This is a genomic window from Aquabacterium commune (assembly GCF_004362855.1).
Taxonomy (GTDB): Bacteria; Pseudomonadota; Gammaproteobacteria; order Burkholderiales; family Burkholderiaceae_C; genus Aquabacterium; species Aquabacterium commune.
Genome location: NZ_SNXW01000003.1, coordinates 401,573 through 418,293, shown reverse-complemented (window position 1 = coordinate 418,293; position 16,721 = coordinate 401,573). Strand labels below are relative to the sequence as shown.

Here is a 16,721-nt window from a genome sequence, read left to right as displayed (position 1 = left end):
AACAGGTGGGGGATTTGGTGAGAATACGCAGATGAGTTTGGGATGGAAATCGGTGGAGGGCTTGTTGTGCGAACGCCTAGTGGGTTTGCTCCAAAATACTCATCCGGGTGCCCACTTGGCTTCCGGGCAATGGTCGCCACTGCCAATGAAACGCAACAGCCCTACTCGGTTAATCGCAACACCAGTCAACGACTTCCTTCTCAAAGGAAACGCAACAGTAGCCTGGTGCACTTAGGTCGATGCTGTAGATCTCCTGCGTGGGCCCCAGGCCAGCAGCCAGGCTCATCATTCTGTCGCTCATGTCACCGTACAAGGTGAAGTTGGCAGAAAGTGCAACCAGGCCGGCCTCATCCTCGAGGTGCTTGATCTGGAACCAGGGCGCGCCCATCTTGATGCCCAAGTCTTTTGCCTCGTTTGACCTGGCGATCGCACAGCCGTCGTTGTTTGAGAGCACGACCACAGGGCGGCCTTGCAGGCTGGGCCTGAAGACGCGTTCGCAGCTCACATAAAAGTTGTTGCCATCGACCAATGCGTACACAAGCCTCTCCGGTACTGCCGAGGGTGTCAGCAGACGAAGCGCTTGATCGCGCTGGTCACCACGCCCCATACCTCCAGCGTCTGACCCTCTTTGGGCAAGATCTCCGGGAAGGTGGCGTTGGCAGGCTTGAGCTTGACGCGGCCTGCCCGCATGTGGAGGTACTTGACGGTGAACTCACCGTCCACCACCGCCACCACGATGTGCCCATGGCGCGGCTTGATGGCCTTGTCCACCACCAGCATGTCGCCGTCGAAGATGCCAGCATCGCGCATTGACTCGCCGCTGACACGCAGTAAGAAGGTTGCCTGAGGATGGGTGACTAGGACCTCGGTCAGGTCGATGCGCTTGACTGCAAAGTCTTCTGCAGGCGAGGGGAACCCCGCCTGCACCCGGTCGCCCGCCAGAGGCAGCAGCGCCTCGGCGTCGGAGAGCAGCACCGGTTGATCAAATGTATTTTTACTGTACATTCATACAGTATAAGAACTTGCATCCCACCTTGTCGAGTCCATGCGCGACTCGTAAGCTAGCCGCATGTGTGCCCATTTCGAAGGGGTCGTGGACCCCACCCGCCTACGTGAGCACTTCAGTGCGACCGTGCCTGCGACAACCCCAAGCGGGCACGCGCTGAGCCCTCGGGCAGACCTGTGGCCAGGCTACGTGGGCCTGTTCATCCGCACGCCTGCCGAGGCTGATAGCAGCGACGAGGCCGTCCCTGAGCGCGAGGCCGTGCCCGGCGTCTTCGGGCTGGTACCTCACTGGGCCAGTGACCTCAAGCTGGCGCGCAACACTTACAACGCCCGCACCGAGACCGTGGCCAGCAAGCCCAGCTTCCGGGGTGCTTGGCGCCAGACCCGGCACTGCATCATCCCGGCAGACGCCATTTACGAGCCTGACTGGCGGAGCGGCAGGCCTGTCCCGACGCGCATCTCCAGAGCTGACGGCCACCCCATGGGCATCGCAGGGCTGTGGGATCGCTGGAAGCAAGCGGACGGCATGGTGGTGCACAGCTTCACCATGTTGACCATCAACGCGGACACGCATGAGCTGATGAAACGCTTCCATCAGCCGACCGATGAGAAGCGCATGGTGGTGATCCTTCCCGAAGCGGCCTACGCAGACTGGCTGGCAGCACCGCTGCAGCGCAGCATGGACTTCATGCATCCGTACCCAGCGGATCGCTTGGTGGCCAGTGCTGCGCCTCCCACGTCGACGCGTAGCGACAAGCTCAGGGCCAAGGCAGAACCACGTCAGCGTCCCGCAGATGATGCGCAGGGATCCTTGTTGTGAGCCTGAAGCCGACCCGCGCGCACCTGACGCGCCTGATGAAGATTTGGCGCTCTGCGGGTTGGCCCAGCCGTGACCCGATCGACATCGACGTGCTGGCGGCAGGCTGGGTCAGCCTGGTTGGTGACCACCCTGCACAGGAGTGTCTGAGATTGACCGATGCGGGCATCGCCGTCCTGGCGCAAAGTCGCCAAGCGCAGCGCCGGGCGGAGAGCGACCACGACAAGCTCGCACTGCGCATGGCGGACCTGCTGATGGCCTCTGGACGTCTGGTGTGGCGTGAGTTGTCCCTGCGCGCCAAGGTCGAGGCAGACGCACCAGCGCATGAAAGCAAGCCTGCCGCGATCCCCGGTGAACTGAGCACGTTGTGGGCTGACGTCCCGCTTGAGGCGGACAGCAACGACTGCGAAATTGGCGAAGCACCAGAGGCCTTCCAGGCTCACCGCTGGCGCATGGCCCGCCCAGACCTGTTCTCTGTACGCCGCACCAGCAACCCTGCCTACCTGCAATCTATGGTTCATGAAGTCAAGGTCAGCCGCGCTGACCTGCTGTCCGACCTGCGCCACGCGGCCAAGCGCGCCTCGTACCAGTGGCTGTGCAGCGAGTGCCACTACGTCTTTCCGCATGGTCTGGCAGAACCCCAGGAGCTGCCCGAGGAGCTGGGGGTTTGGGTGATCCATGGCGACATCGACACCGGCCAGCTGGAGATGCTGCGGCCCGCACGGCATGCGCCGTGCACTATTCCCTTCTATGTGTGGATGACCATGGCCAACGCGAGCCCCGTTCGAACGCCCTTGGTACAGGCGCAGGCAGAGCTGTCGCATGTAGACATCCGTTGACCTCGGCGTCACTGAAGTGCAGTACCGGTTTAGTAGCAGACAAATGAAAGTGCGGCCATCAGGGCCGCACTTGTCACAGGGGGAAATGAGGTCAGAGCAGAGGGTTGGGGTGTCCGCGCCAGACTTGTTCACAGGCATCAACCAAAACTGCGTTTTCCAGGGGCGACAAGGTCATCAAGCGTTCGATCAGGATGCGTACCGGACAGTCGGTGTCCAGGTCGTTCAAGTCATCGACCCCGTGGTCGTCAGCCACCTGGCCCGCCAGAGATCGGCTGGGCTCCCAATTCCAGATGGGAGAGCATTCCGAGTTGAGCAAAAGGGTGAAGTCAGCAGGAGAAAAGCGGCCTTTCATGTCCGCTGTCGCGTTGTCCAACAGAGCGAAGAAACGTGCGCCTGCTTGTGCCATCGGAACCTCGCGCGGGATGCCCTGATGGTCATTCATGCGGTTTTCCAGGGCGTTCATGACCCGATCAGTCACGTATTCGTCATGTGGGCTGAGGTAAGAAATGGCCTCATCGGCGGAGTTCAGAAGTGCGTAGACAGAGCCAGAGTCGAACGTGTTGGAGGCGTTGGTCATGTTGAAGTCTTTCAAGAAAAGTTTGAGGGATCGTTGTGATGGCCTGAAGCTAGTTCAGGCGCATCCTTTCGCGTTAGCTGACATGGCGAAGCGTTGTCAGCTGGTACGTCTAGATCGCGTTTTTATTTCCTCAAACGATTCGACAGGAATGACTTCCCCCTCCCTGGTCAGATCATTCCTCTTCATGGTTCCGGTGGGCAATTTTGGACAGTAGGCATTGCGCCCTCCGGACGCCCAGCGTCACAAAAGCGGAGGCGACGCGAGGGTCGCCCCGTTGGCTGGTGATTTAAATGAGGAGGAACTGCTGCCGTGGGCCTCACTCCGGGATCTGCCCCTCACTGGCGTCCGGAGCGGGGTCGAGCTTCTAGGGGCGGCTGTCAGGCCTCTTACCTAGTGGCTCGTTGCCGCCCGCACCAGCTGGGGCTTCGTCGACATCAACCGCGTGGTGTCCAGTTACCCAGCGGACCGCTTGGAGGCCAGCGCTGGACCGTCCACATCGACGCGCAGGGATCGTTGCTCTTGGCTTTGAGCATGCATCACATGGAAAAGGAAGAAGCGGCGCACTAGACCCACAGCCAGCCGCCCACAGCAGCCGCCCGCTGGCATTCTGTGGAGATCCATCTGTGGCCCTCGTCACCTTTGAACTTGAACTGTCTGGCCATTTCGCGCCAGGCGCCGAATCATCGCCTCTGAGTTCTGCGATCTGTGCAGTTTTTCCTGTTTGCGATGCTTGGTTCTTATCGCGGACCAATTGGGGCAGTGGCCTGCGTGAATTACTGCACAACTGGGCAGCGCCGACCGGTTGCACAGACTGTTTCTCTGCCGTAAATTATCTGAACTCAAACGAGAGGCGCCCGACTCGGCGGCGCTCTCATCCACGGCCGACAAACCTTGCAAAAGGTTTCGTTGCCGCCGTTCGTCAAAACGATTTCGCATCGTCTATGACGCGGTGACCATCAAGGTTTCCATCATCCCCACGCAGAAAAAATCTTCGAAGCGATCCCTTCGCTTCAAGTCGCGCCCTCCGGGCTTCCGGTTCGCGACCGCTCTTTAAAAACTTGCTAGCAGCCCATCGAACCGGTACCCCCTCCTGGCACCAGGGCCCGGCGCTCGGCTGCAAACCAAACCGCTTAGCGCAGTATGTCGCTAGGTAAAAATAACCCATTCCCGTGTGTTTTGCACGCACAGGATAAATTCAAAGTTTTTAGGATCAAAATGAAATTGAATAAAAAATCCTCGGCTCAATCCGCTGCCGATGCCATTGAGCATTCCTCTTATTGGGGCTTGTTCCAGCTTAAAGAGTCGCTGCGCCAGCGTTCGGTGTACTGGCAGAGCTATCTCGGTGCACACCACTTTGCGTCTTTGGGCGCTGGTGAGGATGTCAAGCAGTCCCAAACACAGCATGCGTTGGCCCGTCTGGAGTGGATGCTCGACGAGGCCCGCGAGCAGATTTCCGGTTTGTTCTCCAGGGAAGAGTTTGCGCTTTTGGCTCATCATGTCCAAGGCGAATTCAACGCGACCAGATCTGGCTACGACTATGCGGCAGGCATTTGCACGGAGCTGCAAATCGATTTTGAACATCTTGAAGAATCTGAGCACGCGAGCCTCCTCAAGCGCTTGCTTGCTTTGACTGCGTCGCAAAGCGCTGCTTTGTCAGACGCCATCGAGGTCGGCTGGCACTCCGGTCCTTTTGGGCAATTCTTCGACACGGTCGAGGAGCTTGGAATTTCATTCAAGTGAGCCCGCGAGCCGCGGCCCGCGCCGACCGCGGCCCCATGTACCCCGGCCGTGGGCCATGCCCAGCGGCCAGGGTTCAACAATCTGCCTTGACACGTCGCCAGTTCCTCTGAGCTTTCACACGTCAGGCTGGCAAAAGAAAAGTCACATGCAGCATGCTCACATTTAAAAGCGAGCTCTACATGGTGCATGAGCAGTGCGTGTGCCCTGCACTCATCAACCCTCCTTATCTCTTTCATCCGAAATGACTCTCCTTGCAAACTTCATCCGTACTTCGCCGACCTTGCTGAAAACCTATGGCCCTCGCGCAGGCGTCCATGCCGAGGTTTATGAGGGTCCCCAAGCTGGCGTCTTGCTCGTGCGTTTGATGGACGCCCGCCGCGGTGAGCCTGCGATCCTCAGAAAGGATGCCTTCATCACCAAGTCGATCGAATCCGACGGTAGCGATTCGCTTTGCCTTGGGCAGGTCACAAACTACGCGTACCGACCCGCCGATGTGGTCACAAATGACAAGCTGTTCCAGCTGGTGACCCATGAGCGCTTTGATCGCTTGGTTGCAGCCGCCGCTCGGTGCTGAATCGATTCGTCTGACCGTGTGGCCAGGCTTTGCCGGGCCTCTTTCTCACCATGTCGGTCGAGTGAAGCACTGGAACAACGAGCGGGCTTCGTCCAGCTCGCAGGCGGCAGCGCACACGTGGTGCCAGCGGCCTGCGGCCCCGCCCGCAGGGGCATGATCAGGCGTGGCTGGTGGGTGGCCCTTTCGCCCATTTGCCGTTTCTCCCATGGCGCCTTGGCCCATGCCGCACCTATGCCTTGTCCCGACCCAGGCTAAAAGACCTCCTTACACGTGGAACCTGTGCCCCTGAGGTTTCTCATGTCAGTCGCTCCATCCCCGCCCAAGCTGCTCAGCAAACTCGCCGTCATGGACGTGCTCGGTGTTTCAGACCGCACGCTAGAAAAGCTTGTCAAGGCGCGTCAGTTCCCGCCGCCTCTTCGCTTGGGCAAACATGCGCGCTGGGCAGAGGATGTGGTGCTGAAGTGGCTGGAGCTCCAATTGGAGCCTCAGACGAAGTGGGAGCCGCCCAAGCGGGCAGGGCGCTCAGCCGCTAGAAGCTGACGTCACCGGGGCAGCACGGGTTGCTGACAGGACGGGTGAATCCTCCGCCGAGCTCAAGGCCGCCGCGTCTGCTTTGCATGCTGGTGCGGGTTCTCGCACTCTTTGGCGCGCTTTGGCACGTCTGTAAGGTTTTCTCAGACGCTGAACCAGGGCTCTCGTGCGTTTTCGGCCTGCTCGCTGCCGGTTGGGGCTGAGGCCAGCTTCATGGCCACGGCTTGAAGTGGCCGCCGCGACACTTGGGCTCCCGCCTGCGCGGTAGCTGACCTTCATGCGACAGCTGGCGCCCGTCGTAGAGGCGGACGCGACAGAGGCGGCGCCACCTGAGCACACATGCCATTGCTCGCAGGCGCACTGCGGAGATCGTGCTACGAGCCACCCAGCCACCCAGCCGCCCAGCCGTTGTTCGACGGCGGGGCGGCACTTTGTCGGCGCGTTGGCGACGGACCAGTGCCTGAACGCGCTCAGGCTGCCCGTGTGCGGGGCCGCAACATCACCACGTTGTCGCCCAGCCAGGTCGGCTCGGCGCTGATCTGTTCCTGCTGCTGCTCCTGCTGCCCAGCAGCCCGCTGTGGTGTCTGCGGCCGATCTTCGCGAGCAGATTGAGCGGACTGAGCTTCCTCGCGGGGGAGGAGCCCTGTTGGCGTTGCTGTGACGCTCAGATCATTGTCCTGCGGTCGCTTTTTGACTGGGTCATTCAGCCGAGCGGCCCGCCGGCCTTGAACGATGCTTTCTGCGCTGCCCACCGCGGGTGGCGGGACCTGCGTGACCGGAGTCACGGGTGCGGTAGCGTCCATCGCGTCGAGCACGTCCTGGGCGACGAGGTTCACGTAGACCTGAGCCATGAACGTGGTTTTGTGGCCCAAGATGGCCTTGAGTTGGTGGGCGTTCAGGCCCCGGCGCGCGTAAGCGGTGGCGCCAAGGTGCCGGATGTCCTTGAATTGCAGCTCAGGCACCCCTGCCTTGACCCTGACGCCATCCCAGGCCATTTCGACCGCGTTGGCGGTCATCGGAAACACCCGCCCAGACGGGTGGCGGGGCATCTCTGAGAGCACACGCACCGCATGCTGCGACAGCGGCACGTTGATCTCACCCGTTTTCGAGGGCACCTGCGCAATCCGGCCTTCGAGGTCGGTCTTGTCCCAGCGCATGGCCAACAGGCTGCCGCGGCGCATGGTGGTCTCCATGGCACAAGCGATCAACGGCCAGAAGTAGGGGTTGTCGCACTCGGCAATGGCCTCCCAAAGCGCGGCCTCTTGCTCTTTCGTGATGTACACGAAGCGCCTTTGCGAGGTGCCCAGCTTGAGGCCTTCGGTGGGGTTCTCGAAGCCTTTCCATTGCCACTCTTTTGCTGCGACGTTGAACATGTGGCGCAACAGTGCGATCTCCTTTTGAATCGTGCTGTCGGACAACCCTTCCGCTTTCATCGTGCCCATCAAGCGCCGGATGTCAGCTGTGTTGATGACGCTGCAGCGCTTGCGAGCCAGGGCCGCGATGGCCGCATAGGTCTCGCTGCGCTTGGCACGCCGGATGTCGTTGTGCTCCTGCCAGCCTTGCGGCTGGGCTTTAGGCTCATAGTGCTCGAGCGCGATCTGCCCCTTCTCGTTTTTGGTCTTGCGCAGCAGCTTGAGCCCGGCCCCTGCCAGGTAGTGGTTGATGCGGTTGAGCTCGCTGTCGACACCGCCTTTGTTGACGCTGTAGAGCGCCGCGTAGTGATTGAGCGCCTGAGCCAGTGTGGCTTGGGTGGGGCCGCCCAGCTCCGCCTGGTGCTCCGTGTTAGCGTTCGACAGCATCTGGCAAATCCAGGCGCACGCGCTGGCATGGTCATCGAAGTCCGCGTGAGGCCGGCTGCCACTCTTGAGCGTCACCTGGGCGCGCCAGCGGCCGCGGTACTTGAACGGCTTGGGCAGAGACTTAGCCATGGCACACCTCCTTGGCAGAGGAGACCGTGGTGGCCGCAGCGGTGTCGGCGTCTTTGCTGATTTGCGCGATTTCGCTGACTTGGTCGAGCCTGGCGCTTATGTCGACTTTGTCGGTTTTGTCGGCTTTGGCGACTCTTGCGAATTTGGCGATTTCGGCGGTCGTGGCGACCTTGTCGAATTGGCGTGGGCGAGGGGGCATGACGTCATCTCCTTGGTTGAGGTGACGTGTGAAGCCAGCGTGTTTAGCCTTTTGGGGCGTCACACACCGAACTTCACCTCAGCGCAGGCGTTTCGTGCGAAGTCGCGGCGCATTGGTCCGCAGCAGGGGCCTGTCATGCGCCGTTGAGCGAACGGGACCGCACACATGTGTGTCATGGGCGTCCCGGGCGCATCCTTGGCCCCTGAGCAGGTCACACCGCAGCCATGCAGGCCGCGCCTTCGCAGCGCTATCACTTGCGCTATCAAACCCTGCTCTCGGGCCAGAAAAGACAAAGGCTTTCCGAAGAAAGCCTTTGAATTCAACTACTTAAGTTGGCTCCTCGACCTGGGCTCGAACCAGGGACCTACGGATTAACAGTCCGGCGCTCTACCGACTGAGCTATCGAGGAATATGTCGGTTTGTTTGCCTCTGACTTCGCTGCTGCGTTGTCGTCATCAACCAAGACCTCAACTATAGCATCGTTTTCAGTGACTGATCAAGTCGGCGGCCATTTTGTGCGCCGCGCAACCGCGTGTAGGGACTCTGCAACAGGGCCTGCACTCGGAGTTGTCCGAGGTGCCAGCCCACAGGCCAGTGCGCTCAGAAATCCAGCTGCGCGGACACCGTCACCGTGCGCGCCATCAGCGGGAACAGGTAGGTGTGGCCGCCACTGGTCGATGCCTCGCGCCAGGCTTGCACGTCGAACAGGTTGCGCACGCCCAGGCGCCAGGTCACGGCCTGGCCGGTCGCCACGTTCTGCGTGTGGCGCAGGCTCAGGTCGGCGCGCGTCCAGGAGGGCAGGCGCACGGTGTTGGCCGCGTCCACCCAGCGGCGGCCTTCGTGGATGACATCGAGCTGGGCCACCACGGCCACGGGTGCCGTGAAGGCGTAGCTGCCCGAGGCCTTGAGCACGCTGTCGGGCACGTTGATGGGGCTCTGGCCGTTCACGCCGGCTTGCGTGCTGCCGCGCCGCGTGGCGTCGAGCACCATCGCGCTGCCGAACAGGCCCCAGGCGCCCTGGCGGCCTTGCCAACTGGCCTCGATGCCCTGGTGGCGGGCGCTGCCGTCGATCACGTAGTCGCCGTTGACATCAGCCTCTTGCGGGCGGGTGATGCGGAAGGCGTTCACGCCCCACTGCAGGTTCCAGCCGGACCAGTTGCCTTGCCCCTTGACGCCGATGTCCGTCTGCCGGCTCTTGGACAGCGGCAGCGGTGCGCCCTGGTTGGCGTAGCCGAAGAAGAAGGGCACCGACACGAGCTCGACGCCTTCGCCCCAGCTGATGTAGGCCTGCGTCTGTGGCGCGATGGTGTGGCCCAGCGCCACCCAGGGCGTGGTCACGTTGTCGTTCAGGCGGGCGCCGGTGCTGCCGTCGGTCGGCGTCAGGCCGCGGTGCAGACGGGTGTGGCGCAGGCCCACCCAGGCGCGGGTGGCTTCGCTCAGCGTCAGACTGTCGCGGGCGCTGAATTCGGTGGCTTGTTCGCGGCGGGTGGCGGCGGCAGAGTTCAACTCTGGCGCGGGATCGACCGGCGCAAAGTTGCCGGTGATGTTGCCGGACGCTGGCGTGAGGTTGAAAGCATAGTTGCCCACGCGGGTCGCATGCAGATTGCGCAACACACTGAAGCTCAGGGCATGGCGCACACCGGCCGTGTCCAGCTGTCCATCGACCTGGGCCAGCAGTGATCGTGTGGTGCGGCGCTCGCCATTGGAGCGGTAGTCGTAGATGTCAAACGTGCCGTCGCCACAGAAGCGTGTGAAGTCGCCGTTGGATCCGCCGGTACCACAACCATACGGAAACGCCGCCCTGTCATCGGTCTTCAGTCGTTGCTCGCCATAGGTCACGGTGCTGCGCCAGCCGGCGGTCAAAGCCTGGGTCCAGCGCAGCGTGGCGGTGTCGCCGCGGAACACCACGGGCTGCGTCCAGGGCTGCCGGTTGAGGTTGATGCCAGGGTCGATGGCCTTGGCCGACGGCAGCCGGTCGCCCAGCAGGCTGAAGCCTGGTGCGCTGGGTTGGCTGTGTGTGCTGCGTTCGAATTCGGCTTCGATTTTGGTGTCCGGGGACACGGTCCAATCGCCCGCCACGGCCAGCAACTGGCGGCGGCCGCGGGTCTGGTCGATGGAGGTGGCCAGGCGCTCGGCCGCGGCGTTGATGCGCAGGCCAAACGCTTGGGGTGCCTGTGGCGAACCGAAGCGCTCGCTGAGGTCCACGGCACCGAGGATGGCGCCCGAGTCCTGCACGCTGAACAGCGCGCTGCGCACGCGGCCTTCCGGGCGCTTGACCAGCAGGTTCACCAGGCCGCCCGGCGAGCTGACGCCGGCCTGCATGCCGCTGGTGCCCTTGAACAGCTCGACGGCGGATTTGTTGTCCAGCGCGATGCGGGTCTCGGCGTTGATCGGCAGTCCCTCGCGGCGCCAGTTGTAGGCGTTGCTCAGCGTGAAGCCGCGGATGCTGAGTGAGTCCCAGTAGCCGACCGCGTTGTACGAATCTGTGGTGCTGGCGTCGAGCTTGGTCAGATCTGCCAAGCGCGTGACCTGGGCATTCTGCAAGGCCTCGCGGCTGAAAGTGCTGGCCTGCACAGGCGCTTGCCAGGCCGGGGCGTCACCCAGGCCGCTGATGCTGGCACGGCCCTGGCGCTCGGCCGGCGCGGTGACGGTGATGGCGGGCAGGCTGGCGCTGGTGTCCTTGGGCGCCTCTTGGGCGTGGGCCGACTGGGCTGAAAGGGCCGACAAAGCGGCGCAAGCGGCGGCGGCACAGGCCAGCGCGGTGGGGACGGTGGGGCGCGTGGGAAGCGGGTGGGCGAAGGCCTGACGGGACAGGTCGCGGGGCAAAGAACGGCGCATGCAAAAACTCCATCGCAGTGAGCGCACCCCCGGTCAGGGAGTGGGGCTCGCGCAAGGAAGGGCGCGTGCAAACCGGGTGGCCATGCACAAAGGCATGGCGGGCACATGGCGGCGTCTTGGCTGGCTTCCCTACGCGAGGATGATCTCGGTCAGGTTCGAAGGGACTCTCTCAGCGAGCAACACGCACATGGCGTGGGCCCGCACCCCTAGCAAGCACGGATTGTAAAGCGCAGACGCGCCTCAGGGCGGCGCGCCGAAGCCTTTCACACTCCCAGGCGCTGGTGCAGCACCGGGCTGGTGGTCGTGTAGAGCAGGTGGGAGGGCGCGTCGGGCCGCAACGCCAAGGCCAGCGCGTGTGCGGCCAGCGTGGCTTCGTGGAAGCCGCACAGCAGCAGGCGCTTTTTGCCCGGGTAGGTGTTGATGTCGCCCACGGCATGCACCCTGGGCAGCGAGGTGGCGAAGCTCGCCGTGGACACGCTGATCTGTTTGCGCTCCAGCGCCATGCCCCAGGTGCTCAGCGGGCCCAGCTTGGGGCTCAGGCCCAGGCGCACGAGCAGGTGGTCCAGCGGCAGGCTGCGCGTCTGGCCGTCGGCGCCGAGCAGGTTCAGGGCGCGAACCGCGTCGCCGTCGGTGGCACTTTCGCGTTCGGCCGATTGCGGCAGACCGATCTCCAGCTGCACGCTGCCTTGGGCGATGAGCTCGCGCAGAGCGGTCTCCAGCGCAGCGTCTGCCTGGAAGACATCTCGGCGGTGCAGCAAGGTCAGCCGCGATGGGCGGTGTGCGGGTTGGGCCGTCTGTGCGATCGTGAGCACGGCAGACAAGGCCTCGTCGCCACCACCCGCCACCACGAGGTGCTGGCCGGCCCAGGGCGGTGCCACGCTGTCGTCTTCAGGCAGGTGGTGGTGGACGTTGGGGGCGCCGTCCAGCTCGGCCACGCCCAGGCCGCGCGGCAGGAAGGCCCCGGCGCCCGCGGCGATGAGCACCGATTGGGCCTGGAAGGTGAGGCCGCGGTCGGTGGTGACCGTCCAGGCGCCATCGGCCGCGTTGGCCATGCCCTGCACCAGATGCCCCAGGTGCAGGTGCCGATGTGCGTGAGGGCCTTCGCCTTCGGTGGCCGGCAGGAAGGGTGCGGCCTGTTTCAGGAGCGACTGCGTCAGCTCGCGCCCGGTGCACATGGGCACACCGGGCACGTCGTAAATGGGCTTGTCGGGGTAGAGCGCCATGCACTGGCCGCCCGCGAAGGGCAGGGCGTCCACCACCTCGACGCTCAGGCCGAGCAGGCCCAGCTGGAAGGCCTGGAACAGGCCCACCGGGCCCGCCCCGATGACCAGGGCGTCGGTGTGGATCATGGGTTCAGCGGATCAGCTGGTCCAGCTTGCCGGTCTTGTCCTTCCACTCGTCGGCATCGGGCAGCGCGGCCTTGCGCTTGGTGATGCTCGGCCAGTTCTTGGCGAGGTCGGCGTTGATCTGGATGTACTGCTGCTGGTTGCCCGGCACATCTTCCTCGGGGACGATGGCGTTGACCGGGCACTCGGGGATGCAGACGGCGCAGTCGATGCACTCGTCGGGGTCGATGACCAGGAAGTTGGGGCCCTCGCGGAAGCAGTCCACCGGGCACACGTCCACACAGTCTGTGTATTTGCAGCGGATGCAGGCTTCGGTGACAACGTGGGTCATGTCAGGTCTCTTTGGTGTTCAAAGTTGAGGGAACTGCCCGGATTTTACCGGTCGCTCAGGCTTCGCTGTTCGGCGAGCCTTCTCCGCACAGGGCGATGTGGGTCAAAGGATGGTCAGGAATCTCGGTGGCGCCTGCGCCGACGATGACCAGGGTGGGGCGGCCGGCATGGATGGCGCTGGCGTCGTCCAGGCTGCCCACCGTGTGCACGGTGTGGCGCATGTCGGGCCAGCCAGCGCGCGACACCACGCTGACCTCGGTGCTCGCGGCCCAGCCGGCGTCCAGCAAGCCCTTGGACAAGGGTGCCAACTGCCGTCCGGCCATGTAGAACACTTCGGTGTCCGCCCGTTGGCCTGGGCCCATGCCGCATTGCAGGTCGCCCGTGCGGGTCATGGCGGTGGTGAAGCTCACGCTGCGGCCACTGCCTCGCCGCGTGAGCGGGCGTTGCGTGGCGGCCGCGGCGGCCAGGGCCGAGGTCACGCCGGGCACGACTTCGCTGTCGATGCCGGCCTCGCGCAGGGCGTGCAGCTCTTCTTCCAGGCGGCCGAACAGGCTGGGGTCACCGCCCTTGAGGCGCGCCACGATGGCTTGCTGGCCGTGCTGTGCGCCGACGCCGCGGGCTTGCGCCACCAGCAATCGGTTGATGCGCGTCTGGCCGTTGAAGTCGCTGCCTTCCTTGCCGGAAAAGCCGCGTTTGCCCACGTCCACCCACTCGGCCAAAGGGGCCAGATCGCGCAGATCCGGGTCGGCCAGCGCGTCGAACAGCACGACCTTGGCTTGCGCCAGCAGGCGCGCGCCACGCACCGTGATCAGGTCGGCCTCGCCCGGGCCGGCACCGATGAAAACGATGCGGGCCGCCGGGGTGGTGGGCGTGTCAGCCATGCCGTGGGCTCACTTCACCAGCAGGGCGCCGCTGGTGCGGTTGGTGGTCGGGTCCACGACGATCAGGGCGCCGCTGATGCGGTTGTCCAGGTAGGCCTCGACCGGCAGCGGCTGCTGCGTCTGGATCTGCACGCGACCGATCTCGTTGACGGCCAGCTCACCGGCTTCGCGGTCTTCCAGCGAGTGGATGTCCAGGCGGCTGTCGATGCTGCTGATGCGGGCCTGCACCCAGCGGTTGCCATGGCGCACCCAGTACTTGCGGCCGACCACGGCGGGTTCGGTGTCCAGCCAGGCCAGCGTGCCGCTGAAGGTGTCGGTCGGCTTGATCGAGCCCGGCGTGTGGATCCAGTCGCCGCGCGAGATGTCCACCTGGCGGTCCAGCACGATGCCGGCCGACTGGCCCGCTTCGCATTGGTCCACGACCAGGGCCGAGTGGCGCACTTCGGCCACCAGCGCGGTCTGGCCGCTTGGGAAGATCTGCACCTCGTCGCCGGCCTTCACCGCGCCATGGGCAATGCGGCCCCAGAACGCGCGGGATTGGTGGCCGGTGCCGGAGGCCGTGGCTTCACCCTCGCCTGCAACGTTACCGACGCTGTCACGCGTCACGTACTGCACGGGGTGCAGCAGGGCGCCGTCGTGGCGTTCGTCGGAGGCCGGCAAAGCTTCCAGCACCTGCAGCAGGGTGGGGCCTTGGTACCAGGGCCAGTTGGCCGATGGGGTGGTGACGTTGTCGCCGCGCAGGGCCGACACCGGGATCACCCCCTTGACCTCGATGCCCGCTTGCGCAGCAAAGCCTTCCAGCGAAGCCTTGACATTGGCGAAAGCCACGTCGGTGTCCTGCTCGATGGCGTCCAGCTTGTTGATGGCGAACACGATGTTCGGCACGCGCAGCAGGTGCGCCAGCAGGCTGTGACGGCGGGTCTGGGCCAGCAGCGGAACGGGCGATGCCTTCCAGTCGATCTTGGTGATGTCCACCAGCACCACGGCGGCGTCAGAGCCGGCGGCAGCCGTCACCATGTTGCGGGTGTACTGCTCGTGGCCAGGGGCGTCGGCGATGATGAACTTGCGCGTCTTGGTGGCGAAGTAGCGATAGGCCACGTCGATGGTGATGCCTTGCTCGCGCTCGGCTTCCAGGCCGTCGGTCAGCAGCGAGAGGTCGATGGGCGCACCAGCGGCGCGCTTTTCCAGCGCATCGAGCTGGTCGGCCAGGATGGCGCGGCTGTCGAACAGCAGGCGGCCGATCAGGGTGCTCTTGCCGTCGTCAACACTGCCCGCGGTCAGGAAACGCAGGGCCTTGTGCGCGATTTCTTCGCCAGCTTCGCAATGTGTCACGTGGGCCGTCACTTGGACTTGTTCTTGGTTGCTCATCAGAAATAACCTTCCTTCTTGCGGCGCTCCATCGAGGCCTCGGACGTGCGGTCGTCCATGCGGGTGGCGCCACGTTCGCTCACGGTCACGTGCAGGGTCTCGGCGACGATGTCGGCCGGGCTGGCCGCGTCGGATTCGACCGGGCAGGTGCAGGTCATGTCGCCCACGGTGCGAAAGCGCACGTCCACGGTCTCGACGGTTTCGCCTTCAAGTGCCGGCGTGACCTCGGTCAGCGGCACCAGCAGGCCCTTGCGGCGGATCACCTGGCGGGCGTGCTTGAAGTAGATGTTGGGCAGCGGGATGCCTTCGCGGGCGATGTAGAGCCACACGTCGAGTTCGGTCCAGTTGCTGATGGGGAAGGCGCGGAAGTGCTCGCCCGGCTTGATGCGGGTGTTGAACAGGTTCCACAGCTCGGGGCGCTGCTCCTTGGGCTGCCACTGGCCGAAGCTGTCGCGGTGCGAAAAGATGCGCTCCTTGGCGCGGGCCTTCTCTTCGTCGCGGCGGGCGCCGCCGATCAGGCAATCGAAGCGGTTGTCTTCGATGGCTTCGAGCAGGGTCACGGTCTGGTGGCCGTTGCGCGACTCCAGCGGGTGCGCCAGGCGCACGGTGCCCTTCTTGATGGACTCGTCCATGTGCGCCACGATCAGGCGCTCACCGATTTCGGCCACGCGCTTTTCGCGGAACTCGATCACTTCGGGGAAGTTGTGGCCGGTGTCCACGTGGACCAGCGGGAAGGGCAGCTTGCCTTCCAGCTTGCCATCGGCGTTCTTCATCTTGAAGGCCTTCTCGGCCAGGTGCAGCACCACGCAGGAGTCCTTGCCGCTGGAAAACAGCAGGCCCGGGCGCTCGAAGCTGGCCGCGACTTCGCGCAGGATGAAGATCGCTTCTTCTTCCAGCGCATCCAGGTGGCGGTGGTCCACATCCGCCAGCAGTTGGTTCACATCACTCATTGTTTTCTCACTCTTGAATTCACTTGTGGACGTGCAGGCCGCATTCCTTGGCCTTTTCGTCTTCCCACCACCAGCGGCCGGCGCGGAAGTCCTCGCCCACCGCGATGGCGCGGGTGCAGGGTGCGCAACCGATGCTGGGCATGAACTGGTCGTGCAGTGGGTTGTAGGGCACGTGGTTCACCGACACGTAGTGCCACACATCGCCCCAGGTCCAGTCGATCATGGGGTTGAACTTGGCGCGGCCCTTGTCGTCCGATTCGCGCGCAGCCATGTCGCCGCGGTTGTTGGATTGTTCACGGCGCAGTCCGGTGATCCAGGCGCTGCGTTCGGCCAGCATGCGGCTCAAGGGTTCGAGCTTGCGGATGCCGCAGCAGGCCTTGCGCAGCTCGATGCTTTCGTACATGGCCTTCTCGCCGTTCTTCTGCACGAACTCGATCACGGCATCGGCCACCGGCTTGTACACCTCGACGTGGACGCCGGCGTCGGCGTAGTGCGTCTCGATGGTGCCGATCAGCGAGGCCGTCTCGGGGTTCAGCATGCCGGTTTCCAGCGTGCCGATGGCAATCGGCAGGCGGTGGCGCGCGATCAGGTCGGTCACGACCATGTCTTCCACGCCCAGGCTGGTGGCCTGCACGACCTTGCCGGCGTGCTCGAAGGCTGCGGCCTTGAGCAGCTCGATGGTCGCGTGCACCTTGGCGGCGTAATCGGGGCTGGCGTGGGCGTACAGCGTGATGGCCGACCCGGCGGGGGCAGGACCGCCGAACAGGGTTGAAACTTCGCTCATGGCGTGCTCCTTCT

At 64.1% G+C, this 16,721-nt stretch carries 16 protein-coding genes, 1 tRNA gene, 1 pseudogene and 1 riboswitch; of the genes and pseudogenes, 6 read left to right on the top strand and 12 right to left on the bottom strand.

The features are described 5' to 3' along the window. Positions 1-220: 220 nt before the first annotated feature. Positions 221-538: pseudogene (locus EV672_RS08030) on the bottom strand (Y-family DNA polymerase); the annotation flags it as partial. A gap of 26 nt (positions 539-564) precedes the next feature. Then, positions 565-1,005 carry a LexA family protein gene (locus tag EV672_RS08025; RefSeq protein ID WP_133608023.1) on the bottom strand — a complete coding sequence of 147 codons (441 nt, stop codon included), beginning with the start codon at positions 1,003-1,005 and terminating at the stop codon, positions 565-567. 64 nt (positions 1,006-1,069) lie between these two features. Between EV672_RS08025 and EV672_RS08020 the strand changes: the two genes are divergently transcribed. Next, positions 1,070-1,825, top strand: coding sequence for an SOS response-associated peptidase (locus tag EV672_RS08020; protein ID WP_133608021.1), 756 nt, complete (start codon positions 1,070-1,072; stop codon positions 1,823-1,825). Continuing rightward, the gene (locus tag EV672_RS08015) at positions 1,822-2,661 is read left to right on the top strand and encodes a hypothetical protein (RefSeq protein WP_243738578.1); all 840 of its coding nucleotides are present in this window, start codon (positions 1,822-1,824) and stop codon (positions 2,659-2,661) included. The genes EV672_RS08020 and EV672_RS08015 overlap by 4 nt, the downstream gene beginning before the upstream one ends. Before the next feature lie 91 nt (positions 2,662-2,752). Here EV672_RS08015 and EV672_RS08010 read toward each other — a convergent pair whose 3' ends face one another. Next, entirely contained in the window at positions 2,753-3,238 is a 486-nt protein-coding gene (locus EV672_RS08010; protein WP_133608019.1) for a hypothetical protein, read from the bottom strand. 1,215 nt (positions 3,239-4,453) lie between these two features. On the opposite strand from EV672_RS08010, the gene EV672_RS08005 reads away from it, so the two are divergent. From EV672_RS08005 to EV672_RS19360, 3 genes are all read left to right on the top strand, one after another. Next, complete coding sequence (locus EV672_RS08005; protein ID WP_133608018.1) at positions 4,454-4,978, top strand: hypothetical protein; 525 nt, start codon at positions 4,454-4,456, stop codon at positions 4,976-4,978. Positions 4,979-5,219: 241 nt separating this feature from the next. Further along, positions 5,220-5,552, top strand: coding sequence for a hypothetical protein (locus tag EV672_RS08000; RefSeq protein ID WP_133608017.1), 333 nt, complete (start codon positions 5,220-5,222; stop codon positions 5,550-5,552). A 297-nt stretch (positions 5,553-5,849) separates the two neighbouring features. After that, a complete protein-coding gene (locus EV672_RS19360) occupies positions 5,850-6,092 on the top strand; it encodes a helix-turn-helix transcriptional regulator (RefSeq protein WP_424923124.1) in 243 nt (80 codons plus the stop codon). Between the two features lie 461 nt (positions 6,093-6,553). Here EV672_RS19360 and EV672_RS07995 read toward each other — a convergent pair whose 3' ends face one another. Continuing rightward, positions 6,554-8,011 carry a tyrosine-type recombinase/integrase gene (locus tag EV672_RS07995; RefSeq protein WP_133608016.1) on the bottom strand — a complete coding sequence of 486 codons (1,458 nt, stop codon included), beginning with the start codon at positions 8,009-8,011 and terminating at the stop codon, positions 6,554-6,556. Between EV672_RS07995 and EV672_RS07990 the strand changes: the two genes are divergently transcribed. After that, complete coding sequence (locus EV672_RS07990; protein WP_133608015.1) at positions 8,010-8,357, top strand: hypothetical protein; 348 nt, start codon at positions 8,010-8,012, stop codon at positions 8,355-8,357. The two genes, EV672_RS07995 and EV672_RS07990, sit on opposite strands and share 2 nt — an antisense overlap. A gap of 186 nt (positions 8,358-8,543) precedes the next feature. Here EV672_RS07990 and EV672_RS07985 read toward each other — a convergent pair. The 8 genes from EV672_RS07985 to EV672_RS07950 form a co-directional block, all read right to left on the bottom strand. After that, positions 8,544-8,619: transfer RNA gene (locus tag EV672_RS07985), tRNA-Asn, on the bottom strand. 191 nt (positions 8,620-8,810) lie between these two features. Beyond that, positions 8,811-11,048 carry a TonB-dependent siderophore receptor gene (locus EV672_RS07980; RefSeq protein WP_133608013.1) on the bottom strand — a complete coding sequence of 746 codons (2,238 nt, stop codon included), beginning with the start codon at positions 11,046-11,048 and terminating at the stop codon, positions 8,811-8,813. 109 nt (positions 11,049-11,157) lie between these two features. Beyond that, positions 11,158-11,266: riboswitch (TPP riboswitch) on the bottom strand. A gap of 45 nt (positions 11,267-11,311) precedes the next feature. Continuing rightward, positions 11,312-12,397 carry an NAD(P)/FAD-dependent oxidoreductase gene (locus EV672_RS07975; RefSeq protein WP_133608011.1) on the bottom strand — a complete coding sequence of 362 codons (1,086 nt, stop codon included), beginning with the start codon at positions 12,395-12,397 and terminating at the stop codon, positions 11,312-11,314. A 4-nt stretch (positions 12,398-12,401) separates the two neighbouring features. Next, entirely contained in the window at positions 12,402-12,725 is a 324-nt protein-coding gene (gene fdxA, locus EV672_RS07970) for a ferredoxin FdxA (RefSeq protein ID WP_133608009.1), read from the bottom strand. 55 nt (positions 12,726-12,780) lie between these two features. Further along, entirely contained in the window at positions 12,781-13,605 is an 825-nt protein-coding gene (gene cobA / locus EV672_RS07965) for a uroporphyrinogen-III C-methyltransferase (RefSeq protein WP_133608007.1), read from the bottom strand. 9 nt (positions 13,606-13,614) lie between these two features. Further along, positions 13,615-14,973, bottom strand: a complete 1,359-nt coding sequence (locus EV672_RS07960) for a sulfate adenylyltransferase subunit 1 (RefSeq protein WP_133608005.1) — start codon at positions 14,971-14,973, stop codon at positions 13,615-13,617. Next, positions 14,973-15,923, bottom strand: a complete 951-nt coding sequence (gene cysD / locus EV672_RS07955; protein WP_133608003.1) for a sulfate adenylyltransferase subunit CysD — start codon at positions 15,921-15,923, stop codon at positions 14,973-14,975. The genes EV672_RS07960 and cysD overlap by 1 nt, the downstream gene beginning before the upstream one ends. Positions 15,924-15,942: 19 nt before the next feature. Next, positions 15,943-16,707 (bottom strand): phosphoadenylyl-sulfate reductase, encoded by a 765-nt coding sequence (locus EV672_RS07950; RefSeq protein WP_133608001.1) that lies wholly within the window; start codon positions 16,705-16,707, stop codon positions 15,943-15,945. Between the last annotated feature and the right edge of the window lie 14 nt (positions 16,708-16,721).

What these genes read in the sequence shown, in the direction of transcription:
- cysD (WP_133608003.1), bottom strand. Translation starts at nt 15,923, where the DNA reads ATGAGTGATGTGAACCAACTGCTGGCGGATGTGGACCACCGCCACCTG.
- EV672_RS08010 (WP_133608019.1), bottom strand. Translation starts at nt 3,238, where the DNA reads ATGACCAACGCCTCCAACACGTTCGACTCTGGCTCTGTCTACGCACTT.
- cobA (WP_133608007.1), bottom strand. Translation starts at nt 13,605, where the DNA reads ATGGCTGACACGCCCACCACCCCGGCGGCCCGCATCGTTTTCATCGGT.
- EV672_RS07995 (WP_133608016.1), bottom strand. Translation starts at nt 8,011, where the DNA reads ATGGCTAAGTCTCTGCCCAAGCCGTTCAAGTACCGCGGCCGCTGGCGC.
- EV672_RS07950 (WP_133608001.1), bottom strand. Translation starts at nt 16,707, where the DNA reads ATGAGCGAAGTTTCAACCCTGTTCGGCGGTCCTGCCCCCGCCGGGTCG.
- fdxA (WP_133608009.1), bottom strand. Translation starts at nt 12,725, where the DNA reads ATGACCCACGTTGTCACCGAAGCCTGCATCCGCTGCAAATACACAGAC.
- EV672_RS07960 (WP_133608005.1), bottom strand. Translation starts at nt 14,973, where the DNA reads ATGAGCAACCAAGAACAAGTCCAAGTGACGGCCCACGTGACACATTGC.
- EV672_RS08020 (WP_133608021.1), top strand. Translation starts at nt 1,070, where the DNA reads ATGTGTGCCCATTTCGAAGGGGTCGTGGACCCCACCCGCCTACGTGAG.
- EV672_RS07980 (WP_133608013.1), bottom strand. Translation starts at nt 11,048, where the DNA reads ATGCGCCGTTCTTTGCCCCGCGACCTGTCCCGTCAGGCCTTCGCCCAC.
- EV672_RS08025 (WP_133608023.1), bottom strand. Translation starts at nt 1,005, where the DNA reads ATGTACAGTAAAAATACATTTGATCAACCGGTGCTGCTCTCCGACGCC.
- EV672_RS07990 (WP_133608015.1), top strand. Translation starts at nt 8,010, where the DNA reads ATGGCACACCTCCTTGGCAGAGGAGACCGTGGTGGCCGCAGCGGTGTC.
- EV672_RS08000 (WP_133608017.1), top strand. Translation starts at nt 5,220, where the DNA reads ATGACTCTCCTTGCAAACTTCATCCGTACTTCGCCGACCTTGCTGAAA.
- EV672_RS08005 (WP_133608018.1), top strand. Translation starts at nt 4,454, where the DNA reads ATGAAATTGAATAAAAAATCCTCGGCTCAATCCGCTGCCGATGCCATT.
- EV672_RS07975 (WP_133608011.1), bottom strand. Translation starts at nt 12,397, where the DNA reads ATGATCCACACCGACGCCCTGGTCATCGGGGCGGGCCCGGTGGGCCTG.
- EV672_RS19360 (WP_424923124.1), top strand. Translation starts at nt 5,850, where the DNA reads ATGTCAGTCGCTCCATCCCCGCCCAAGCTGCTCAGCAAACTCGCCGTC.